The sequence below is a fragment of the Streptomyces cinnamoneus genome (assembly GCF_014650495.1).
Lineage (GTDB): Bacteria > Actinomycetota > Actinomycetes > Streptomycetales > Streptomycetaceae > Streptomyces > Streptomyces cinnamoneus.
In genome coordinates this window covers 255,634-276,063 of the sequence record NZ_BMVB01000003.1, presented here as the reverse complement: position 1 = coordinate 276,063, position 20,430 = coordinate 255,634, and the positions used below count along the sequence as shown (strand labels likewise).

At 71.6% G+C, this 20,430-nt stretch carries 17 protein-coding genes; 6 read left to right on the top strand and 11 right to left on the bottom strand.

All coding sequences use genetic code 11. The features are described 5' to 3' along the window. Nucleotides 1-10: 10 nt before the first annotated feature. On the top strand, nt 11-3,613 hold the full coding sequence (locus IE182_RS06175) for an NACHT domain-containing protein (protein ID WP_190108605.1): 3,603 nt from the start codon (nt 11-13) through the stop codon (nt 3,611-3,613). A 44-nt stretch (nt 3,614-3,657) separates the two neighbouring features. Here the strand turns inward: IE182_RS06175 and IE182_RS06170 are convergent, their stop codons facing one another. Next, nucleotides 3,658-4,188 (bottom strand): nucleoside/nucleotide kinase family protein, encoded by a 531-nt coding sequence (locus tag IE182_RS06170; protein WP_190108604.1) that lies wholly within the window; start codon nt 4,186-4,188, stop codon nt 3,658-3,660. Nucleotides 4,189-4,585: 397 nt separating this feature from the next. Between IE182_RS06170 and IE182_RS06165 the strand changes: the two genes are divergently transcribed. Beyond that, nucleotides 4,586-5,380: a GntR family transcriptional regulator gene (locus IE182_RS06165; RefSeq protein WP_190108603.1), complete on the top strand. Its 795-nt coding sequence runs from the start codon at nt 4,586-4,588 to the stop codon at nt 5,378-5,380. A gap of 129 nt (nt 5,381-5,509) precedes the next feature. On the opposite strand, the gene IE182_RS06160 is transcribed toward IE182_RS06165, so the two are convergent. Together IE182_RS06160 and IE182_RS06155 are read right to left on the bottom strand one after the other, a co-directional pair. Beyond that, the gene (locus tag IE182_RS06160) at nt 5,510-6,265 is read right to left on the bottom strand and encodes an alpha/beta fold hydrolase (protein WP_190108602.1); all 756 of its coding nucleotides are present in this window, start codon (nt 6,263-6,265) and stop codon (nt 5,510-5,512) included. Between the two features lie 92 nt (nt 6,266-6,357). Next, nucleotides 6,358-7,293 carry an AraC family transcriptional regulator gene (locus IE182_RS06155; protein WP_190108601.1) on the bottom strand — a complete coding sequence of 312 codons (936 nt, stop codon included), beginning with the start codon at nt 7,291-7,293 and terminating at the stop codon, nt 6,358-6,360. A 96-nt stretch (nt 7,294-7,389) separates the two neighbouring features. On the opposite strand from IE182_RS06155, the gene IE182_RS06150 reads away from it, so the two are divergent. Then, nucleotides 7,390-8,406, top strand: a complete 1,017-nt coding sequence (locus tag IE182_RS06150; protein WP_190108600.1) for a zinc-dependent alcohol dehydrogenase family protein — start codon at nt 7,390-7,392, stop codon at nt 8,404-8,406. Nucleotides 8,407-8,595: 189 nt separating this feature from the next. Here IE182_RS06150 and IE182_RS06145 read toward each other — a convergent pair whose 3' ends face one another. Beyond that, on the bottom strand, nt 8,596-9,174 hold the full coding sequence (locus IE182_RS06145; RefSeq protein ID WP_190108599.1) for a DUF3995 domain-containing protein: 579 nt from the start codon (nt 9,172-9,174) through the stop codon (nt 8,596-8,598). Then, nucleotides 9,171-9,707: a hypothetical protein gene (locus IE182_RS06140; protein ID WP_190108598.1), complete on the bottom strand. Its 537-nt coding sequence runs from the start codon at nt 9,705-9,707 to the stop codon at nt 9,171-9,173. The genes IE182_RS06145 and IE182_RS06140 overlap by 4 nt, the downstream gene beginning before the upstream one ends. Before the next feature lie 186 nt (nt 9,708-9,893). Between IE182_RS06140 and kilB the strand changes: the two genes are divergently transcribed. After that, nucleotides 9,894-10,316, top strand: a complete 423-nt coding sequence (gene kilB, locus IE182_RS06135) for a plasmid transfer protein KilB (protein WP_506417119.1) — start codon at nt 9,894-9,896, stop codon at nt 10,314-10,316. A gap of 109 nt (nt 10,317-10,425) precedes the next feature. Here kilB and IE182_RS06130 read toward each other — a convergent pair whose 3' ends face one another. Then, entirely contained in the window at nt 10,426-10,809 is a 384-nt protein-coding gene (locus IE182_RS06130) for a hypothetical protein (protein ID WP_190108596.1), read from the bottom strand. A 245-nt stretch (nt 10,810-11,054) separates the two neighbouring features. Here IE182_RS06130 and IE182_RS06125 point away from each other — a divergent pair, with 245 nt between their 5' ends. Further along, entirely contained in the window at nt 11,055-12,155 is a 1,101-nt protein-coding gene (locus tag IE182_RS06125) for a serine hydrolase domain-containing protein (protein ID WP_229844610.1), read from the top strand. A 254-nt stretch (nt 12,156-12,409) separates the two neighbouring features. Beyond that, on the top strand, nt 12,410-13,837 hold the full coding sequence (rox, locus tag IE182_RS06120; protein WP_190108594.1) for a rifampin monooxygenase: 1,428 nt from the start codon (nt 12,410-12,412) through the stop codon (nt 13,835-13,837). Between the two features lie 109 nt (nt 13,838-13,946). Here rox and IE182_RS06115 read toward each other — a convergent pair whose 3' ends face one another. From IE182_RS06115 to cseB, 5 genes are all read right to left on the bottom strand, one after another. After that, a complete protein-coding gene (locus IE182_RS06115; RefSeq protein ID WP_373303510.1) occupies nt 13,947-14,540 on the bottom strand; it encodes an HD domain-containing protein in 594 nt (197 codons plus the stop codon). Nucleotides 14,541-14,660: 120 nt separating this feature from the next. After that, a complete protein-coding gene (locus IE182_RS06110; protein WP_190108592.1) occupies nt 14,661-17,222 on the bottom strand; it encodes an ABC transporter permease in 2,562 nt (853 codons plus the stop codon). 93 nt (nt 17,223-17,315) lie between these two features. Continuing rightward, a complete protein-coding gene (locus IE182_RS06105) occupies nt 17,316-18,077 on the bottom strand; it encodes an ABC transporter ATP-binding protein (RefSeq protein ID WP_190108774.1) in 762 nt (253 codons plus the stop codon). Between the two features lie 201 nt (nt 18,078-18,278). After that, complete coding sequence (locus IE182_RS06100) at nt 18,279-19,589, bottom strand: sensor histidine kinase (RefSeq protein WP_190108591.1); 1,311 nt, start codon at nt 19,587-19,589, stop codon at nt 18,279-18,281. Between the two features lie 5 nt (nt 19,590-19,594). Further along, nucleotides 19,595-20,260 (bottom strand): two-component system response regulator CseB, encoded by a 666-nt coding sequence (gene cseB, locus IE182_RS06095; RefSeq protein ID WP_229844638.1) that lies wholly within the window; start codon nt 20,258-20,260, stop codon nt 19,595-19,597. Between the last annotated feature and the right edge of the window lie 170 nt (nt 20,261-20,430).

The following is a 20,430-nucleotide window of genomic DNA, read 5'->3' as shown; positions in this document are numbered from 1 at the left end:
AGGAGGGGCGATGACGAAGGTGGTCCGGCGTCCGCCCGGCAAGGAGCGGCCGGGCAGGGTTCCCGTGGCAGGACTGCGGCTGCGCCGGTCGGCGGCCCGCGTCCGGTGTGCGGTGCAGTCGTTCCGGCACGGCCTGACGCTTCGCCGGGAGGTGCGCCGGGAGCGCACCCGGCCCGCGAAGTGGCGTCGCTGGGGTTCCTACACCAGCTTCGCGCGGGCGCTGTCCATAGCGGCCGGCCTGCTCGTGCTCGCCTGGTGCGTCGAGGGGCTCTACGGCGTCTTCCACGGCACGACCGCGTTCGAGAAGTGGATCACCCAGACTACGGGGCTGGACGCCATCCTGCGCTTCGTGGGGCCCGTCCTCACCGCCGGAGCCGCCGCCACCGTCTTCCTGTTCGTCTGGTACGGATACACGAAACACCGGTACCTCACCAGAGCCCGCAGAAGTCCCCACACCCTGGTCCCCACGGCCGGGCCGAACACCGGCCAGGTCGTCGGGCGCCAGGAGATCGCCCAGGTCATCGCCGAACGGCTGCGGGACCGCGCCACGCGACGGCCGTATCTGCTGGTCGGCGGGGTGGGCACCGGGAAGACCGCGGTGATGGTGCAGCTCACCCAGCTGCTGGCCCGGCAGGGCGCCGTGCCCGTGCCCGTCCGGCTGCGGGACGCCGCCGGACAGACCGACCTCAACTTCGAGGAGATGGCCAAGCGGCGCTTCGCCGAGGAGGCCCCGCAGGGCATCCTGGCCCGCAGCAAGAACGACAAGGTCTGGCAGCAGCTGCTCGCGGACGACAAACCGGTCGTCATCGCCGACGGGCTGGAGGAGGCCCTGCTGGACGAGCAGCTCCAGGACGACCGGGACAACATCATCCGACGGGCGATCGACCGGGCGTACGAGGAGAAGCTGCCCCTGGTCATCGCCTCGCGCCCGCACAGCCCCCTGGAGGGGACCCGTGCTGCGATCATCGAACTGGAGCCGTTGAGCGAGGAGGCGGCGCTGCACTTCGTGGAGGCGCAGGCCCCCGAGGCCGACGAGCGCCGTCTCGACTGGATCGTCGAGACGGCAGAGGTGACCGAGTCGCCGCTCTACCTGCAGATCGCGCGGGAACTCCACGACCACGGCGTGCTCGAACGCGACCGTCCGCAGACCGACCCGCGGCGGCTCGACACCCGCAGCTGGGACCGCTCCACGCTGCGGCTGTGGCTGCTGGAGACCTGGGAACGGGCGTTGGCGGAAGGGCGGCTGCGCCACGAGGTGGTCCTGTCGCCGCAGGACCGCCGCGACACCATCGAGGTCGTCTCCGCGCTGGCCTGCGTGGGGCTGCTCCAGGACAAGCTGGAGGTCGGCTTCACGGACCTGCTGGGCGAGCATGCCCGTCCCGCCCCGGTGCACCGGGCCGGGGCCGAGGCCGAACGCCTGTGGAAGCGGGTCCGCGACTTCGATCCGACCGGCAGACGCGGGAACGCCCTGTCCGAGTGGCAGCGCGAGCAGATCTGGAGCTCGCTGTGCGGGCGGGTCAGCAGCGAGGAGAGGCGGTCACTGCTCGGCGGGACCGTCGGTCAGCGCCAGGCCGCGCTCGCCCGGTGCGTGGCCAACGCGGACGCGCTGCGCCTGGTCGAGGGCTTCGAGAAGAAGGTGCGCTTCCCGCACAGCATCCTCCAGGTGTACTTCGGCTTCCGCGCGCTCCACGACCTCGGGGAGAGCCGCGCGAACGAACTGGTCGACCAGGCCCTGCAACCACCCGGCCCGGGCCGCGAGCTGCTCATCGCCCTGGTGCTGCTCTCCCGGCGGTGCGCGGCCGAGGCGGAGGCCCCCGAGGCCGGTGTCACGGCGGCGGTGAAGAAGGACCTCCAGCAGCGGTACCGGCGCCTGACGCTGAACGGCCGGCCCCTCGCCCTGCGGCTGTGCCGCGCAGCCGGCCGACGCACGGACCCCAAGGCCCTGGACATCTACGCGGCCGCCCTGGAGATCGGGAGCGTGGCGGAGCCGGAGCAGCTGGACGAGATCACGGACATGCTCCTCGAACGCTGGCACGGCATCAAGGGCGACGCACGGACGCTCGACGAGGCGAAGCTCGGCTGCGTGAAGCAGCTGGGCGCGGCCTTGCGCACGGCAGCGGGCAGGGCCGACACCACGCCGCTGTACCAGAAGCTCTTCAAGCTCGGCGTCACGGAGACCTCGTACTCCCTCCGCATGGCCGTTTCCCAGGAGTTCGGGAACGGCGGGGACTCGGCGTACGCGGTGATCCGCCCCTGGATCCACGACATCAACCGGGACCCCATGGAGGAGTACGCCCACCGGATCGACGTCGCCGACGAGGCGCAGAGGCGGCGCTTCGACGCGTGGGCGGCCGACATGCAGAAGGCGGCGCGGACGGATGGCTCGTCCCCGGCGGCGCACGAGGAACGCGTGGCCCGGCTGTACCGTGCGCGGCACGCCATCGTCCAGGAGTACCGGCGACAGCGGGTGGACATGTGGCGGGAGTTCGTCATGCGGGCCTGGGTGCTGCCGATGCTCCTGGGCTCCGTGAGCGACGGGCTGCGGGACGAGGCCCGCAACCGTCTCATGCTGTGGCTGCGGCATCTCGACCCGAAGTACACCGAGGGAAGCCCCGACCTGCCGCTGTCCCTGGAGAACGCGTTGGCGCAGGGCTTCAAGTACGCGGCCAACCGCCGCAAGAGGCATCCGTTCACCTACCCGGGTGGCCGGGCGGACCTCATCCGGCAGGCGGAGACCATGCTCCGGCAGACGCGGTGCTGGTACGCGCAGCTGTGCCTGCTCCACGCCCTGTGCCTGTGGGAGCTTCCGGACACCGCCGCCCGCCACAAGGGGCTCGACGGGCAGGGCCGGCAGCGTGCCGAGAGAAGTGCCGGGGGGAACGGCCTGGTGGAGTCCCCCGGCGAGACGCGCCCCACCACAGCGGTGCAGAGCGTGGAACGGTGGCTGTCCATGGCCGGTACGAACCACACCGTCACCCCCAACGCGGTGGTCGACGGCAGGGCGCCGCGCCAGCCCCTGCACCCGTTCGTCGCGGAGGCGGGCGATCTGGCGGCGCTGGCCCTGGAGACCAGGAGACCGGACCGGTTCCTGTGGATCGACGAGAAGGGCGTCGCCGACACCATCGGCTCCCGCAGCAGCGGCCGGCAACGCTACCGGAAGCACAATCTGTGGGTCCCGCCCTCGACCGGCTGGAGCGCCCTGGACGCGCGCGCCCAGCGGTTGGTCGCCGATGTGCTCGTCATGCTCAACCTCATCGAGCGCGACGGACACCCGGACGAGGTCGAGGACCGCCTGGCCGCCTCCAGCAGGCCGGGCACGGGGCTGCCTCCCTGCATGACGACCGACCGCACCCCGCTGCACCCGGAGCTGACCGCCGGCTCCTCGGGGCCGCCGGCACCGGGCACCACCTGCCTGCCCAGCTGCGTCTTCCAGCTCTGCCCGTACCCACCGCGTGGCACCCGGCCCCGCTCCGAGATCCGGGAGCCCTTCTGCCGTCAGCAACAGGCCCTGCTCCGCCGCCGGGTCCGCAGAAGGACCCCCGACTGGGCCGGCATGCGCGCTCCTGAACTCCACGGCTTCTGGGAGACGATGGCCCATCGACTGCGCGGCTGAGCGCCGCCCCCTCGCGGACTTCTGGACTTCCGGACTTCGCAGTCCTAGGCGCGCCAAGCGGCTGCCCGGATGACGTGCGTGGCGATCTCCTGCACCGACCGGCCGTCCGTCGGAATGCGGACGGTGCCCGCTGGGGCCTCGTCCTCCAGGCGCCGTCGCATGTGCAGGCTCCGTTCGATGTGGGGGCCGAGCTGTGACCCGATCTCCCGTTGGGCGAGCCGTTGTCTCACGGTGGCGTCGTCAGCCGTGAGCAGCACGCAGGTGGCTCTCACCTCGTCACCGCCCATGGCGCGACTGACCATGGGCCCTTCGAGGATGCTCACCGTGTTGGTGTAGATCAGTCGACGCTGACCGAGAGCCGCGTAGTTGGCCCAGACCGCCGCGATGTTCCGTTCGGTGATCGCTGAGCGGTGAGGGTCACCGGCGGGGGCGGGATGGATCTGGTCCATGAAGTCGCCCTCGATCAAACAGTGCGCTGTGCCCTTCCTCTGCAAGGCTGCGGACACTTCCCAGGAGACGGTCGTCTTCCCGACACCTGCACCGCCACCGATGAGCAACAGTTCGTAGGAAGTCATGGTTGGTCAGCATGGCAGAGCCCACGCTGGCCCATGGGCAGGGCGGAGCCAGGTCGTCGCGGAGCTGCTCCTTGATGACTCCAGGTACAAGCCCTCCAGCTTGGCCTCCTGGCCGCCGGACGTCTTGCCGGACGCGGGGTGATGTTCTTCAGGGTCGGCCAGAACGACAGTTGCTCGTCCTGGTGGTGGTGGCCTTGTGCATCGCGTTCATGGCGTACAGCAGCGGCCGGGGATGAAGGGGGGCGGGGGCCCGGTGCCCTGCGCCGTGCGGCTGCGGACGGTGCTACGGGACTGCCGCCCCCGACCGCCCCGACCCCCTGGCCGAAACCGCGTTCTGGCCGTGCCCCGCCCCCGTCGCGCATAACGGTGGTTCACGGCATCGACGAGGAGGGCGCTCATGCCGACCACGGATGACCAGCGGGTGACCGACCAGCGTTCCCCGTACGAGCGCGTCGCCGCGGACCTGCGGGACGAGATCCTCTCCGGAACGGTGCACCCGGGCACCGCCCTGTCCTGGGACGGGCTCCGGCACCGCTTCGGCGTCCCGCCGGACGAGCTGGGGCGAGCCTTGGAGGTGCTGCGCGGCGAGGGACTGGTGAGCGGTGGCACAGGTGGGACGCCCGAGATGCCGGAGATGACGGTGCTGGGCCACCGGCAGCGCACGATGCGCCCGTCGCGCAGCGTCGCCCCGGCTGCGCCGGGCGAGCCCTACCGCTGGGTCACCGAGGCGCGTCGCCGCGGGGTGCGGGCCCGGAGCTCGATACTCGACGTCACGGTCGTGGAGCCGGCCCCGGTCCCGGTGGCCCGGGCACTGGAACTGCCCGAGGACGGGCCGGTGGTGCTGCGCTCCCAACTGCTGACGTTCGACGACGAGCCGGCAGGGCTGGTCAAGTCCTACTTCCCGCCGGAGATCGCGCGCGGAACGGCACTGATGGAACGCCTCCGGATCCGCGGCGGGACGCCGACGCTGCTGGCCCGGCTGGGCCACCCACCACGGCGGTGCGTGGACTCGGTCTCGGCCCGTGTTCCCACGCAGGAGCAGCATGCGCTGCTGAGGCTTCCGGACGGGACACCTGTGTTGCGAACGTTTCGCGTCGTGTACTCCGACGGTGATCGTCCGGTCGAGGTGAACGACACGGTGGAGGCGGGGCACCTGTACGAGCTGCAGTACGAGTTCACGCAGGCGCCGTGAGCAGGGTGGTTCCAGAAGGCTGCCGGGCGGCAGCTCGTGCTCGGTGTGGGCGTGCACCTGGTGCGGGCCCAGGCCCAAGGGCGGTCCCGGTTCGGCGTGCAGGGGCCGGGCCGGCGCGCCCCCGGGCGGTCAGGCGCGGAGGAACGCCTCCAGGGCGGTTGCGAAGGCCACCGGGATTTCGTACATCGGGTAGTGGCCCGAGTTGGCCAGGACTTCCAGATCGGCCTGCGGGTAGTGGGCCAGCCAGGTGCCGCGCATCGCCTCGGCGGTCAGGGCGAGGTCGTGCTCACCGACGAAGACCTTCACCGGGAGGGAGCTGCCGGCCACCTTGGCTGCGAAGTCCTGGGTGGTCCACTCGGCCAGGTAGGAAGCGAACGCCTCCGGCCGGGAGCCGGCCACGGAACGGGCCGTCATCGCGTCCAGCCACCGGCCGCACGCCCGGTGCCCCGTGACCAGGTCGAGGATGGCCCGCCGGTTGGCGGGACTCTGCGCCGCGCCGTGGAAGAGGTCGTACGCGTCCCCCTCCAGCGAGTAGGCACTGGCCGGAACCGGCGTCACACCGACCAGCCTGCGCACCCGGCGCGGCGCCTCGGCCAGGACGCGCTGCGCCGCCTTGCCGCCCATCGAGTGCCCGACCAGGGAGAAGGTGTCCCAGCCCAGCTGGTCGGCGAGGGCGAGCGCGTCCGCGGCGATCTCGGCGAGGGTGAACTCGCCTGCCACTTCCCGCCGGTCGCCGTAGCCGCGGTAGTCGAGGAAGGCGTAGCCGAAGGCATCCGGGTCCAGGTGGTCGAGGAACTGGCCCCAGGCCGCGCTGGTGCCGAACCAGTCGTGCAGGACCAGGACCTTGTGCGCGCCGGTGCCGATGGTGCGATGGCTGATCGTCATACGAGCTCCTGTCGGATGGAGTGACGGCCGTTACCTTCCCAACGGGCGCGGCACTACTCCGCTCCACCCGCCCGGCCGCACCACCCGACAGATCACGCCGTCCGTGCGGCAGCGCCGCCCTGCTTGCGGTACTGGCCGGGCGCCACCCCGTACTCCCGCTTGAACGCCTTGGCGAAGGCGAACTCCGAGGCGTAACCCGTACGTTCGGCGACGGCGCGCAGCGGGTCGTCGGTCTTCCGCAGGAGCGTGCCTGCCGTCGTCATGCGCCACCAGGTGAGATAGGCCAGCGGGGGCTGGCCGACCAGAGCGGTGAAGCGGCGGGCGAACGCGGCGCGGGACAGGCCCGCCCGGGCGCCGAGTTCCTCGACCGTCCAAGGCCTGGCCGGCGCCTCGTGGATGGCGTGCAGGGCAGTGTTGACGGCCGGATCGTTCAGGGCTGCCGCCCATCCCGTCGGCCCCTCCGGCCGCTCGGCCAGCCACCAGGTGCGCAGCAGATACAGCAAGAGCGTGTCGAGGAGCGCGGGCACGACGGCATCGGAGCCGGGCTGGGGGTCGGACAGTTCGGCCCCCAGCAGATCCACGGCGGAGCGCAGCCGGTCGGTGACGCCCACGCGGGCGGGGAGGTGGATGAACGGCGGCAGGTCGGTGAGCAGTGGATGCGCCCGCGCCTTGTCGAGCCGATAGGCGCCGCACAGCATGAGGGTGTCGTCGCCGTGGACGGGCCCGCGGTGGCGGAGCGTGGGCCAGGAGCCGTCCGGCTGCAGGAGGGCGTCCTCCAATGGGGTTCCGGGCCGGTCGGCGAGCCCGTGCCCGTATCCGTGGGCCAGGAAGACGACGTCGCCGGGGCCCAGCCGGACGGGTTCGGCACCCTCGGGCGGCAGCAGCCACGCCGACCCCTGCAGCACCACGTGGAATCCGGCGCCGTCGGAGGCCGGGAAACGCACGCCCCAGGGCGCGTGCTTGACCGTGCGCGAGGAGTGGGGGCGTCCGGTGCGCATTGCAGCGATCGCATCGCTCAGTACGTCCATGACGGCACCGTACAGCAGGACCAGCAAGACGATCGGACATGAAGAGGAGCGTTGGTGACATGGATCGTCTTCCGTCGGGTGCGTACGGTCTCTCTCATGACAACTTCCTCTGCATACACGGCAGTCACAGTCACCAAGGCCGTTCTCTTCCACGAGCTCGGCGGACCCGAGGTCCTGAAGGTCGAGGACGTGACACTGGCCGGCCCCGGTCCCGGCGAGATCCTCTTCCGCGTCGAGGCCATCGGCCTCAACCGCGCCGAGGCCCTCTTCCGCGCGGGCTCCTACTACTACCAGCCGACGCTGCCCGGCTCCCGGCTCGGCTACGAAGCGGCCGGCGTGGTCGAGGCGGTGGGCGACGGCGTGAGCGCCTTCGCGCCCGGCGACGCGGTGATGGCCGCGGCCAACTTCGACTTCGGAGTCCACGGGGTGTACGGCGAACGCATCGTCCTGCCCCAGGAGTCGGTGGTGCGCCGGCCCGCCGGAGTGGACGCGGTGACGTCCGCGGCGGTGTGGCTCACGTACTCGACGGCGTACGGCGGCATGGTGGAGACGGGCGGGCTGGCCCCCGGCGACCACGTGGTGATCACGGGCGCCTCCAGCGGCGTCGGTACGGCCGCGATCCAGACGGCCCTGCGGGTGGGCGCGACCCCCATCGCCACCACACGCGGCGAGGCCAAGCGGCAGCAGTTGCTGGAACTCGGCGCGGCCCACGTGATCACCACCGACACCCAGGACCTGGTGCAGGAGGTCAGACGGATCACCGCAGGCCAGGGCGCGCGGCTCGCCTTCGACGCGGTGGGCGGCCCCGGCTTCGCGACCCTCGGCGACGCGCTCGTGCCGGGCGGTACGGCGGTCGTCTACGGCACGCTGGACCGGCGCCCCGTCGAGCTGTCGCTGAACTGGCCGCTCACCGTCCACGCGTACTCCAACGGAGCCCGAACCCGCGACGAGTCCTACCGCCACCGCGCCGCCGCCTTCATCGGCACGGGCCTGGAGAGCGGCGCACTGGCACCCGTCGTCGCCGAGACCTTCGACGGCCTGGAACGCATCACCGACGCCCACCGCCTGATGGAGTCCAACACCCACACCGGCAAGATCGTGGTGAAGGTGTGACCCCCGGCCACGCGACGTGAACCACCGGCCCCGCCCCGGGGAAGGGCGGAGCGACCGGCGGCTACCGCCGCCGCGTCGATAACCTGGCGGCGTGACACGCGTGCGACAGTCCGCTGATCCGCCTGCCGCGCGGAACCGGAGTCCGCGCGGCCCGGGCGCTCCTCGACCGCCTGCGTGAGGCCCTGCCGATCAGCCCCTTGAGGCGCTGACGTCTCGTTGGCGAAGGTCGGTGGGCCCAGCTCGGTACACGCCGGACTTCCGGTAGTGCCAGGCCGCCACGCCCCAGCACGTACCGAAGAGCAGCCAGTACGGAGACCAGAGCAGGAGGTCCCAATGCGCTTGGAAGCGCGCGAGGTCCTCGTGGGCGGGCGGTACGGAAGCACGGCCGGTCAGCAGGCGCAGGTCTCCGGCAAAGCCGTAGCCCAGGAGGCCGACTGCTCGCGCGGTCATGAACGCACACCCGGCCCAGGAGCCGGCGAGCAGCGCCACGCGGCGGAACCTTCCGTGGGGCCCGAAGCGGCCGGACAGATGGAGGGCAGCCGCCATGCCGACCAGCGCCAGCGCGACGGACGCCCAACTCCCGGCGACCGTGCCCGGGGTGCCGTTCAGCAGGTCGTCCCGGGCATCCGCAGGCAGCGGGGTCTCCCGCATCAGGAACTGGCCGCCGAGTGCCCAGCCGAGCTTCATCGCGCCGTAGGCGAAGGCGCACCCGAAGGCGATGTGGGCAGCAGCCGCTGCGGGGCCACGGCGGCTGCGTCGAGCGGTCACGGGCGTGCCTCCGCCACTGCGCCGGCGTGAGGACGGCTACGCAGGCAGTACGACACCAGCACCACGATCCACGCCGCGATACCGACGCCGCCCGCCACCGCCTCGTAGGCGGAGCCCCAGCCGAGATGCGCCAGGTCGAGGTCCGCGCGCTGCAGGGTGATCAACCCTCCCAGCAACTGGAGCACCGTGGCGAGTGCCAGCGCGCACAGCAGCGCCCAGCGCGGGATGCGCGCTCCCCAGTGCGTGATGGTCGACCATGGCACCAATGCCGCGACGATACCCAGCGCAGCATTGCCCGCCTGAGCCCATCCCGGGTGCTCGAACTGCGCCTGTACGTGTGCGGGTGCGGGATGACCGGGCATACCGATCTCCCCGCGCGCCGCCATGTACACCTTCTGCCCCGCGTACACCAACGAACCGGCCACGGTCAGCCACACCGCCACCCGGACACGGAACCCCGCGGGCGCCGGCCGGGCCGGCCGGAGCAGTGTGCGGCGGATCAAGGTCATAAGGGCCGTCGGTTCAACTCTCATGGAGGCCATGCTGTCCGGCTCCGGAGCCGACCACTTCCTGCCGTAGAACCAACACGCTCCACCGAGCGGACGAACATCGCATCCACCTGAAGGGCTACAAGTACCCTGCGGGGAATGGCTGGGGTCTGATCAGCTGATGCCATGGAAGCCATAGGGACAAGCGCTGTAGCGGTCGGGGGCACGCTCATGGGTGCCGTGATCACGCACTTCTTCCAGCGTCTCGCGTCCAGACGCAGTGAGCTGTTCGCGCGGTCCGAAGCGCTCCGGCAGGAGCGCATCGCCACGTACAGTTCGTTCGCCGCAGCGGCGGAGGACTACCGCCATGGCCAGGCGGACCGCTGGTACCGCAAGCAGCAGGATCCGGACGGAGAATCCTTCATCACGGCACGTGATGAAGCGCACCGCCTCCGAGCAGCGACACGGCAAGTGCTCTATCGGGTCAAGCTGCTCACTGATGACCGGGAAGTGACCCTGGCTGCCGAGCGGGCCTATCAGTGCACACGGGATGTATCGACCGCACGGGACCAAGCGGAGCGGGACGCACTGGACGTCCGGGCGAGACGCGCAATTGAGGCGTTCGTAGCCCATGCGTCACTACTGGTCCGGTGAACTGTTCCGGATCTTCCAAGATGGCAACCGTGGCCGCAGTGCGGCCACGGGACAATTCGGGTCTTGGGCCGGGTCGCGGATGTGGCGGGCCCGAAGGGTAATCGTGCGCTCAGCCGGTGAGCGTCACGCAGGGAAGGCCGACACTCGCGCCACCGCGGAAGCCTTCCGCGCACAGCCGGGTGCCCGCTGGAAAGTGGCGTTGGGGGTATGCCTGGTCGCGGTAGGTCCGGAACGCGGCGACGTTCTCGGTCTTCGTCCTCGCGCTCCAACCGTTCGTGGTCCACACACGTGCGGAAATCGTGTGGGGCTGGTTGGTGTTGACGACCGACACCTCCACCCTGCCCAGGTACGTCCCCGTGTCGTACGTCTCGATGCAGACCGAATGGTTGCACCACTTGCCGGCTGCCGCGGCGGGCGGCCCAGCGGCGAAGACGATGCCGATCGCTGCAGCCGTTGCCGAAACAGCTGTGATGATCTTCCGAAGAGCAGTCATATCTTGATCAACGAAGGCTCGGACCCTTCGTTACGCCGGGCCGCTCACCACGATCTTCGTAGGGGGTTAGCCCTACCCGGAGCCGGGCGGCTAGCAGGATCGTTGCGGGCAGTCGCAGCCGGACATGCTGGGTCCGGCACTTACCGCTGGTTTCCCCACGACTCCCAAGGATCTGACTCATGCATCAGCAGGCATGGCAAAGGTTTCGTTCTCCCAGGCAGCAGCGAAGTGGTCGGCGCAGAACCGTGCCGGCCGCGGTCGCGGTGGCCGTCGGCGTCATGGCGATGGGTGCTCTGGCGCCGCCCGCGGCGTTCGCCGCCGCCAGGCCGGACACCGTTCAGCAGGGCCTGAACGCGCTGGTGCACTCCGACGGTCTGCCCGCAGCGTTGGCGAGCGTCAAGGACCGCGAGGGCCGTATGCGTCACTACACCGCAGGGGTCGGCGACCTGGCCACCGGCGCGAAGGTGCCCAAGGACGGGCAGGTGCGCATCGGCAGTAACACCAAGACGTTCACCGCGGTGGTCGTGTTGCAACTGGTCGGTGAAGGGAAAGTCGGCCTCGACGCCACGGTCGACACCTATCTGCCGGGCCTTGTCCGCGGAGAGGGGATCGACGGACGCCACATCACCGTCCGTCAGCTCCTGCAGCACACCAGTGGACTTCCCAACTACACCAAGTACCTCGGTGACGACGTCCGGTACTACGACCCCCGCGAGCTCGTCGACATGGCGCTCCAGCACAAGGCCGGATTCGACCCCGGGACGAAATGGGAGTACAGCAACACGAATTACGTGCTGGCCGGTCTGATCGTCCAGAAGGTCACCGGCCGCTCCCTCGCCGAGGAGATGGAACAGCGCATCATCAAGCGCATCGGGTTGCGCCACACCTACTTCCCCGCCCGCGGTGACGCGACCATCCGAGAGCCCCATCCCCAGGGCTACTACCAGGATTCAGCAGGCGCGCCTCTGCGCGACGTCACGGAAATGGACCCCTCCTGGGGCTGGGCGGCAGGTCAGATGATCTCCACCAACTCCGACCTCGACCGGTTCTTCACCGCGCTCCTGGCCGGGCGTCTCCTCCCGGCGGCCCAACTCGCCCAGATGCGCACCACCGTCCCCGCTGAATACTTCGGCTCCGGCGTCCGCTACGGACTGGGGCTCGTGAGCAGGCCGCTGTCGTGCGGCGGTGTGTACTGGGGCCATGGCGGTAGCCTCCCGGGATACGAGACCCGGGGCGGAGCCACCGACGACGGACGCGCCGCCAACGTCGCGGTGACCGTCCAGCCGGCCGACGAAGCGGTCATGAAGCGTGTCGAGGGTGTCGTGGACACGGCTCTGTGCCGCTGAATCGCGCCTGACTGCCCTGCACAGCGCCGCCGTATTGTGAGGAGGTCGTCCGTCTCCGGCGGACGACCTCCAGCGGCGACAAAAAACAAAAGGCAAGGAGCGCCCGCTCCTTGCCACTCTCAACATATATCGCACCCGGGGCCTTGCCGCAAGGCCCCGGTCGTGCGGCAGAATCTCCGTTCGAAGCCAGGACCTGCGGAAATCGGGGTTTCGTGCAGCTGGCCGGTATCCAATCTCGTGTGAATGGGCGTTTGATGATTGATGTGATCGTGGTCGGCAGCGGACCGACCGGCTTGATGCTGGCCGGCGAGTTGCGGCTGCACGGCGTGCACGTGGTCGTGCTGGAGAAGCTGGCCGCGCCGCCCGAGGAGTCCCGCGGGCAGGGTCTGCACGCGCGCAGCGTCGAGATGATGGACCAGCGCGGCCTGCTGGACCGGTTCCTGGCGGTCAGTGAGAAGTTCAGCGTCGGCGGGCTCTTCGGCGGCATCATGAAGCCGTGGCCGGACACGTTGGACACCGCGCACCCGTACGGCGTGGCCACCCCGCAGCCGGTCACCGAACGGCTGCTCAACGAGCGTGCCCTCGAACTCGGTACCGAGATCCGGCGCGGCTGCGAAGTGGTCGCGCTGAGCCAGGACGACGACGGGGTGACCGTCGAGCTGGCGGACGGCACGCAGCTGCGCTCGCGCTACCTCGTCGGGTGCGACGGCGGCCGCAGCCTGGTGCGCAAGCAGCTCGGCGTCGGTTTCCCCGGCGAGCCCGCCAAGGTCGAGACGCTGCTGGGGCACATGGAGGTGACCGAGGACCCGGAGACGGTTGCCGCCGTCGTCGCGGAGGTCAACAAGACCCAACTGCGGTTCGGCGCCGTCCCCCTCGGGGACGGGCTGTTCCGCATCATCGTGCCCGCCGACGGGGTGGCCGAGGACCGTACGGTCCCGCCGACCCTCGAAGAGTTCAAGCAGCAGCTGCGGGCCTTCTCGGGCACCGACTTCGGCGTGCACTCGCCGCGCTGGCTCTCCCGGTTCGGCGACGCCACCCGACAGGCCGAGCGCTACCGGGTCGGCCGGGTGCTGCTGGCCGGCGACGCGGCCCACATCCACCCGCCGACCGGCGGGCAGGGCCTCAACCTCGGCGTGCAGGACGCGTTCAACCTCGGCTGGAAGCTGGCCGCCGCGGTCGACGGCTGGGCGCCGGAGGGGCTGCTGGACAGCTACCACGCCGAACGGCACCCGGTGGGCGCCCGCGTGCTGGAGAACACCCGCGCGCAGATCACGCTGCTGGGGACCGATCCGGGTGCGACCGCGCTGCGGGAGCTGTTCGCGAAGCTGATGGACTTCGAGGACGTGAACCGGTACGTGACCGAGATGATCACCGCTGTCGGGGTCCGCTACGACTTCGGCGAGGGCCACGAACTGCTCGGCCGGCGCATGCGGGACGTGAAGCTGAAGCAGGGCCGCCTCTACGAGCTGATGCACGGCGGCCGCGGGCTGCTGCTCGACCAGACCGGCCGGCTCTCGGTGGAGGGCTGGGCCGACCGGGTCGACCACGTCGTCGACGCCGGCGAGGAACTGGACGTGCCCGCGGTGCTGCTGCGGCCGGACGGCCACGTGGCGTGGGCCGGTGAAGACCAGCAGGAGCTGCTCGGCCAGCTGTCCAGGTGGTTCGGTGCTGCCGCCGGCTGAACGCGCAGCTGCGGCCCGCGAAGGGCGGGCCGCTGTGTCGGGGGCCGCGACAGCGTGGCGACGATCCAAGCCGAGCAGGCCGAGTGCGTCGAGCAGGCGGTAGGGAGCGTCAGGTCCGCGCGTGCCCGTACCGAGCACTGAGCGGTGCGAGGTCCGGCTCGCCGAACCGGTCGCGCAGGGCGTGGAACGCGGCGACCTTTTCCGTGCCGAACCGGCCCACGTGCGCGGCATAGGCGTCGAAGGAGAGGAAGGCCGGGGGAGTGGTCTTGGTGTGGAACTTGTCCGCGTACATCACCAGCTGCTCCTCGCCGGTCTCCGCCACGTAGTCGGCCACCGGCAGGGGCAGCCCCTGCCGCTCGACGTCGTGCCGCGTGAGCCCGACGCCGGTGTGGCAGGAGCAGAAGCGACGCAGCCGCTCGGGGAAGCCCTCCTGGCGGAGGATCTCGTCCCCGAGCACCCCGTGGCGGATGTAGGCGTCGGGCAGGCGCCGGCCCGCGTCGTCGTAGAGCCGGTAGACGCCGATGTCGTGGAGGAGGGCACCCGCGCGGACGAGGGCGGCGTCCAGCCGGTGGCCGCCTGCAGCCAGCAGCTGCTCCGCGACCTGCCAGACGATCTCGCAGTGCGTGTACACGAGGTCGAGCACCTCGCGCGTCGGCGCGTACTTCTCGTGCAGCGCGCGTATGTCGTCGACCGTCGGCAGCATCACGGCGGGAGCGTAGCAAGCCGCCGATACGCCCCCGTGGACAGGGAACGGCCGAGGGCCCCGGCGACGCCGGGGCCCTCCCTTCCGTTGTGCGCGGCGCGGCGTGCCCGAGAGCGTGCGTCAGACCTCCGCGACGGCTTCCAGCGGGCTCAGGGCGGCGGCCCGGCGGGCCGGGACGGCGGCCGCGACCGCGCCGATCGCGAGGGACAGCAGGCACACGAGGAGCAGCGTCCCCCAGGGCAGCGCCAGGGAGTACTGCTCCATCGCGCCGTTGGCCAGCGAGCCGACGGCCCAGGCACCGAACAGGCCGCCCGCCAGACCGAGGAGGGTGCCGAGCGCGGCGACGGTCACCGACTCCAGGCGGATCATCCGGCGGATGCCGGCGCGGTCCATGCCGATGGCGCGCAGGACGCCGATCTCACGGGTGCGTTCGGCGACCGACATGGCCATGGTGTTCACGATGCCGAGCGCGCCGATCACGACGCCGATGGCGAGCAATCCGTACATCACGTTCAGCAGGTCGGCCATGGTGCCGGCGGCCTCCTGGACGAGCTGCTTCCGGTCCTGCACCTTCAGGAGCGGGCTGTTGCCCACGGCGGTGCGCAGCCGCTTCTCGGTGGCCTTCGAGACCGTGCCGCCGTCGGTGCGGACGAGGATCCGCTGGACGGAGCCCGGCTTGAAGCTGCCCTTCGCGACCTCGGTACGGGCACCGAGCGCGTCGTGGGCGATGGGATTGTCCTTGTAGACGCCCACGACGGTGTACTGCGTGAAGCCCTGGTCCAGGCCGATGCGGGCGTCGAGTCGGCCGCCCGTGCTCACGCCGTTCTCCCGGGCGACGGTGCTGGAGACGGCGATCCGGCCCGGTCCCAGATCCTTGACCGAGCCGCTGACGAAGTCGAGCTTCATGACGGCGTTCACGGTGTCGGGGTCGACCCCGAAGACGTCCCGGACACCACCGCCGATGAACAGGGTGGAGTCCGTGACGGCGGTCGCGGTCCGCACCCCGGCGGTGTCGGCCACCCGCCGTACGGCGGCCGGATCGATGCCGGTCGTGGCGGTGCGGGAGCTGATCACGTAGTCGGCGCCGAGCCCGGCCGCGGTCTGGCGGTCGAGGGCCTGCGCGCTGGAGTTCCCGATGACGGCGAGCCCGGCGACGAGGGCAGTGCTGATCATCAGGGTGGCGGCGGTGGCCGCGGTGCGCCGCGGGTCGCGCAGTGCGTTCTCGCGGGCGAGATGTCCGGTGATCCCGAAGCGGCCGGTCAGCCGTCCGGTCAGCCGGATCACGGGGGCGGCGATCAGCGGCGCCAGCACGATCAGGGCGGCGACGAGGACGGCGCAGCCGAGCATCGCGCTCTGCAGGTTCTCCTCCGAGGCGTCCTTCGCCCCCGAGAGCGAGATCAGCCGGCCGGCGCCGAGGACGAGGAGGGCGAGGCCCGCCGCGCCGCGGATCCGGGACCGGGTGGCGGAGGGCGGTTGTCCGGCCGTGCGCATCGCCTCGACGGGCGCGACCTTCGCCGCCCTGCGGGACGGCAGCCACGCGGCGAGCACGGTGACGCCCACGCCCACGCCGAGCGCCGCCACGATCGAGCGCGGGCCGATCACCAGGGGGCCGTGGGGCAGTGTGTTCCCGCCGGTGCTCAGGACGTCGGGCAGCACCGAGGCGATGCCGAGGCCGAGCAGGAAACCGGCCGCCGATGCGACGAGGCCGACCAGGAGGGCCTCCAGGAGGATGGAGCGGGACACCTGGCGGCGCGAGGCGCCGATCGCCCGCAGCAGAGCGATCTCACGGGTGCGCCGCGCCACGAGCATGGTGAAGGTGTTGATGATGAGGAACGAGCCGATGAACAGCGAGACCCCGGCGAAGACCATCGGCAGCTTCTCGTAGCCCCGGGTCAGGGTGTCGACGAGGACGGCCTGCTGGCCAGCCTGGGCGGCGCCGGTGGTGGCCTCGGCCCGGCCTGCCGGGAGTACGGCGGTGACCCGGCGGGAGAGCTCGAACTGGTCGGTGCCGGGCGCGGCGGACAGGTCGATGCCGGTGTAGTGGCCCGGGGACGCGAAGAGCCGCTGGCCGGTCGCCTTGTCGAACAGGGCGAGGGTGCCGCCAGCGGTCACCCGGGTGTCCTTGGTGGTGACGATGCCGACGAGTCGCTTGGTCATGACCGGGCCGTCGGTGGCCAGCGTGACCGAGTCGCCGATGCGGAGACGGCCGGCGGCCGCGGTGCCGCTGTCCACGGCGAGTTCATCGCCGTTCGCCGGGGCGTGGCCCTTGAGCAGGGGGTAGCGGCTGTCCTTGCCGTCCTTGCCCGGTACGTAGGCTGCGGCCAGGTTCGCCCCCGCCTTGACCCGCAGCGGCGTGCCGTCCGCCGCGTTCAGGGCGGCCGAGCCGTCGGCCGACGGGCGTACGGCGGCGACACCGGGCACGGCGGCCAGTTTCCGTACGAGCGCGTCGTCGAGCACGCCGGTCTGCTGGTCGGCGGGGCTCCCGGACGGGGACTCCTTCGCGGTCACGGTGACGGCGATGCCGGCGAAGTTCTTCGACGCGGCGGCGCGGTGGGCCGCGGCGGTGGAGTCTGCGAAGACGAGGGTGCCGCTGACGAACGCGACGCCCAGGCAGACCGCGAGGACCGTCATGGCCTGACGGGCCTTGTGCGCCAGGACGTTGCGCAGAGCTGTTCTCAGCATGAGGAGCTTTCGGGGACGTGGGCTCGACGGATGCGAGCGGGTGGCGGAAGGCGGAAGGCGGGTGGTGGCGGGCCGGTCCTGGGACGAGGGCGGTCAGCTGGTGCGGGAGCGGGGGTCGAGAGCCTTCATCCGGTCCAGGACCCGGTCCGGGGTGGGGCGCGTCATCTCGTCGGCCAGGCGGCCGTCGGAGAGGAAGACCACGCGGTCGGCGTAGCCGGCGGCGACGGGGTCGTGGGTGACCATGACCACGGTCTGGCCGAGCTCGCGCACCGAGTCGCGCAGGAAGCCGAGGACCTCGGCCCCGGCACGGGAGTCGAGGTTGCCGGTGGGCTCGTCGCCGAAGATGATCGCGGGGCGTGAGGCCAGGGCGCGGGCGACCGCGACGCGCTGCTGCTGCCCGCCGGACAGCTGTGCGGGACGGTGGTCGAGGCGCTGGGAGAGGCCGACCATGGAGATCACGCGGTCCAGCCACTGCTGGTCGGGGCGGCGTCCGGCGATGGTCAGCGGCAGCGTGATGTTCTCCAGGGCGGTCAGCGTCGGCAGCAGGTTGAACGCCTGGAAGATGAAGCCGATCCGGTCGCGGCGCAGCTGGGTGAGCTGCCGGTCGTCGAGCGTGCCGAGTTCGGTGGTGCCGATGCGCACGGAGCCGGAGCTGGGCGATTCGAGCCCGGCGGCGCAGTGCATCAGGGTGGACTTGCCGCAGCCGGAGGGGCCCATGATCGCGGTGAACTCGCCCTCGCGGAAGCCGATGCCGACCCGGTCCAGGGCCACGACCTGGGTGTCGCCGCTGCCGTAGACCTTCGTCAGGTCGGTGGCGGCGGCCGCGATCCCGGGCGTCGTGTGCAGCGCGTGCAACGCGTGGGGGGCAAAGGGATCGACGGTCACAGGGACTCCTCTTCGGGTGCGGGAAGGTGCACTCCGAAGGGTGTCGGGGGAACGTATCGGGGCCCCGGTCTGCTGTGTATCGGCGCCCGCGCTGCTGTGCGGCAGTTCTGTAGCGGCCGTTGTGCAGGGGGGGATGGACGAGGCGCGGGCCGGTCGGGGCCGGGGCCGCGGTCAGGCCGGCAGGCGCAGGGTGGCGACGGCGCCGCCGTCGGGGGCATTGTCGAGGCGCAGCTCGGCGCCGAGGAGCCGGGCCTGTCCCAGGGCGATGGTCAGGCCCAGGCCGTGGCCCGAGCCGCGCTCCGCCGCGCCCGTGTGGAACCGGCGCGGGCCGTGGAGCAGCAGGTCCGCCGGGAAGCCGGGGCCGTGGTCACGCACGACGACCGTACGGCCCTCGACGCTGACCTGCACCGGGGTTTCCCCGTGCCGGTGGGCGTTGACGACGAGGTTGCTGACGATCCGCTCCAGGCGGCGCGGGTCGGTCTCCACGGTCGCGGCATCCTCTGCGCCTGTGCCTGTGCCTGTGCCTGTGCCTGCGTCTGTGCCTGCGTGTGCGTGCTGCGTGCCGGCGACGGTGACCTCGGTGTCGAGGCCGGTGCGCACCACGGCGTCGGCGACGACCGCGCCGAGCGGGACGTGGGCATGGACCGGCTGTTCGGCGCCCGCGTCCAGCCGGGAGATCTCCAGCAGGTCCTCGACCAGGCCGCGCAGGTCGCGCACCCGGGCCCGGAGCAGGTCCTCCGTCTCACCGGGCGGCAGCAGGTCGGCGGCCGCCAGCAGACCGCCGACGGGGGTGCGCAGCTCGTGGGCCACGTCCGCGGTGAACTGGCGCTCGATGCGCAGCCGACGGCCGAGGCTGTCGGCCATGAGGTCGACGGTGGCGGCGATGTCGGCCACCTCGTCGTGGCCCTTGGTGGGCCCGGTCCGGGCGTCGAGGTCCCCGGCGGAGATCCGGCCCGCGGTCTCGGAGACCCGCCGCAGCCGGCGGGCGAGCAGCCCGGCACCGTAGGCCGCCAGGGGCACGGCCGCTGCGAGCGCGACCAGCGAGGCCACCATCATGCTCATGTCGAGCCGGCGCAGGGTGTGGAGCTGCGGGCTCATGTTGACCCGGACGGCCAGCACCCGGCTGCCCGGGCCGCCGGTCCGCTGGGCGGCCCAGACGCTCGGACCCAGATTTCCCTCGACGTGCTCGTCGTAGGCCGTGTGCCGGTCGTCGTCGGCCGGGTGACGCAGTACGGCGGGCAGAGCGGCCGGATCGAGCTCGGCACCGTCCGCCAGCGTTCCGGTGCGACGGTAGACGTCCATGGCCGAGTACACGCTGTTGAACGCCTGTGCTTCGGCCCGGTCGCGGATGTCCTGCGCGGTCCACACGTGCACCAGCACGCCCACCGCCACCGCCACCAGGCACGCTGTGGCCGCGGCCAGGGCGGCGATCTTCCAGCGCAGGGACGCGCGGGCCGGCCGCGGCCGGTGGAACGGGCGCACCGGCCTCAGCGCCTGAGCTTGTAGCCGAAGCCGCGGACCGTCTCGATCCGCTCCCGCCCCAGCTTCCTGCGCAGCCGCTGCACGCACAGGTCCACGACCCGGCTGTCGCCGTCCCAGCCGTAGTCCCAGACGTCGCGCAGCAGGGTGTGCCGGTCGAGGACGACGCCGGGGTGGGCGGCGAACTCAAGGAGCAGCTTCAGCTCGGTCGGGGTCAGCGCCACCGGGCTCCCGGAGAGGAACACCTCCATGCCGGCGGTGTCGATGGTCAGGTCCCCGAAGGCCAGCACTTGCACCTCGGACGCCGGCCCGTCGACCGTGGCCTGCCCGGGTGCCGGGACGGGTGCGTAGGTCGCCCGTCGCAGCAGCGAGCGGATGCGGGCCACGAGCACGTAGGTGTCCACGGGCTTGACCACGTAGTCGTCCGCTCCGGCCTCCAGGCCGGCGACGACATCGAGCCCGTCGCCGCGGGCGGACATCATCAGGACGGGCACCAGGCTGGTCTCCCGGACCCTGCGGCACAGGCCGATCCCGTCCAGGCCGGGCAGCATCACGTCCAGGATCAGGAGGTCGAAGCTCTCGTCGCGAAAGAACTCAAGCCCGGCCAGACCGTCGGCCGCGGCCTTCACCTCGTAGCCGTAGCGTTCGAGGGCGACGGCGAAGGACCGGCGCATCAGGTCGTCGTCCTCGACCAGCAGGACGCGAACGGCGGGCGGCGAGGCCCCGGCCGGGGCGGACGAGGACACGGGCGGATGACTCCTGTTCGGACGGTCCGGGTGGGATGACGATCCCGGCTGCACGCGCAGCCGGCGACCGCCGCGACCTGCGGGGAACGATACGGCAG

Excerpts from the sequence above, each read along its gene's own strand:
- IE182_RS06175 (WP_190108605.1), top strand. The coding sequence starts at position 11 with ATGACGAAGGTGGTCCGGCGTCCGCCCGGCAAGGAGCGGCCGGGCAGG.
- IE182_RS06170 (WP_190108604.1), bottom strand. The coding sequence starts at position 4,188 with ATGACTTCCTACGAACTGTTGCTCATCGGTGGCGGTGCAGGTGTCGGG.
- IE182_RS06165 (WP_190108603.1), top strand. The coding sequence starts at position 4,586 with ATGCCGACCACGGATGACCAGCGGGTGACCGACCAGCGTTCCCCGTAC.
- IE182_RS06160 (WP_190108602.1), bottom strand. The coding sequence starts at position 6,265 with ATGACGATCAGCCATCGCACCATCGGCACCGGCGCGCACAAGGTCCTG.
- IE182_RS06155 (WP_190108601.1), bottom strand. The coding sequence starts at position 7,293 with ATGGACGTACTGAGCGATGCGATCGCTGCAATGCGCACCGGACGCCCC.
- IE182_RS06150 (WP_190108600.1), top strand. The coding sequence starts at position 7,390 with ATGACAACTTCCTCTGCATACACGGCAGTCACAGTCACCAAGGCCGTT.
- IE182_RS06140 (WP_190108598.1), bottom strand. The coding sequence starts at position 9,707 with ATGAGAGTTGAACCGACGGCCCTTATGACCTTGATCCGCCGCACACTG.
- kilB (WP_506417119.1), top strand. The coding sequence starts at position 9,894 with ATGGGTGCCGTGATCACGCACTTCTTCCAGCGTCTCGCGTCCAGACGC.
- IE182_RS06130 (WP_190108596.1), bottom strand. The coding sequence starts at position 10,809 with ATGACTGCTCTTCGGAAGATCATCACAGCTGTTTCGGCAACGGCTGCA.
- rox (WP_190108594.1), top strand. The coding sequence starts at position 12,410 with ATGATTGATGTGATCGTGGTCGGCAGCGGACCGACCGGCTTGATGCTG.
- IE182_RS06115 (WP_373303510.1), bottom strand. The coding sequence starts at position 14,540 with ATGCTGCCGACGGTCGACGACATACGCGCGCTGCACGAGAAGTACGCG.
- IE182_RS06110 (WP_190108592.1), bottom strand. The coding sequence starts at position 17,222 with ATGCTGAGAACAGCTCTGCGCAACGTCCTGGCGCACAAGGCCCGTCAG.
- cseB (WP_229844638.1), bottom strand. The coding sequence starts at position 20,260 with ATGCGCCGGTCCTTCGCCGTCGCCCTCGAACGCTACGGCTACGAGGTG.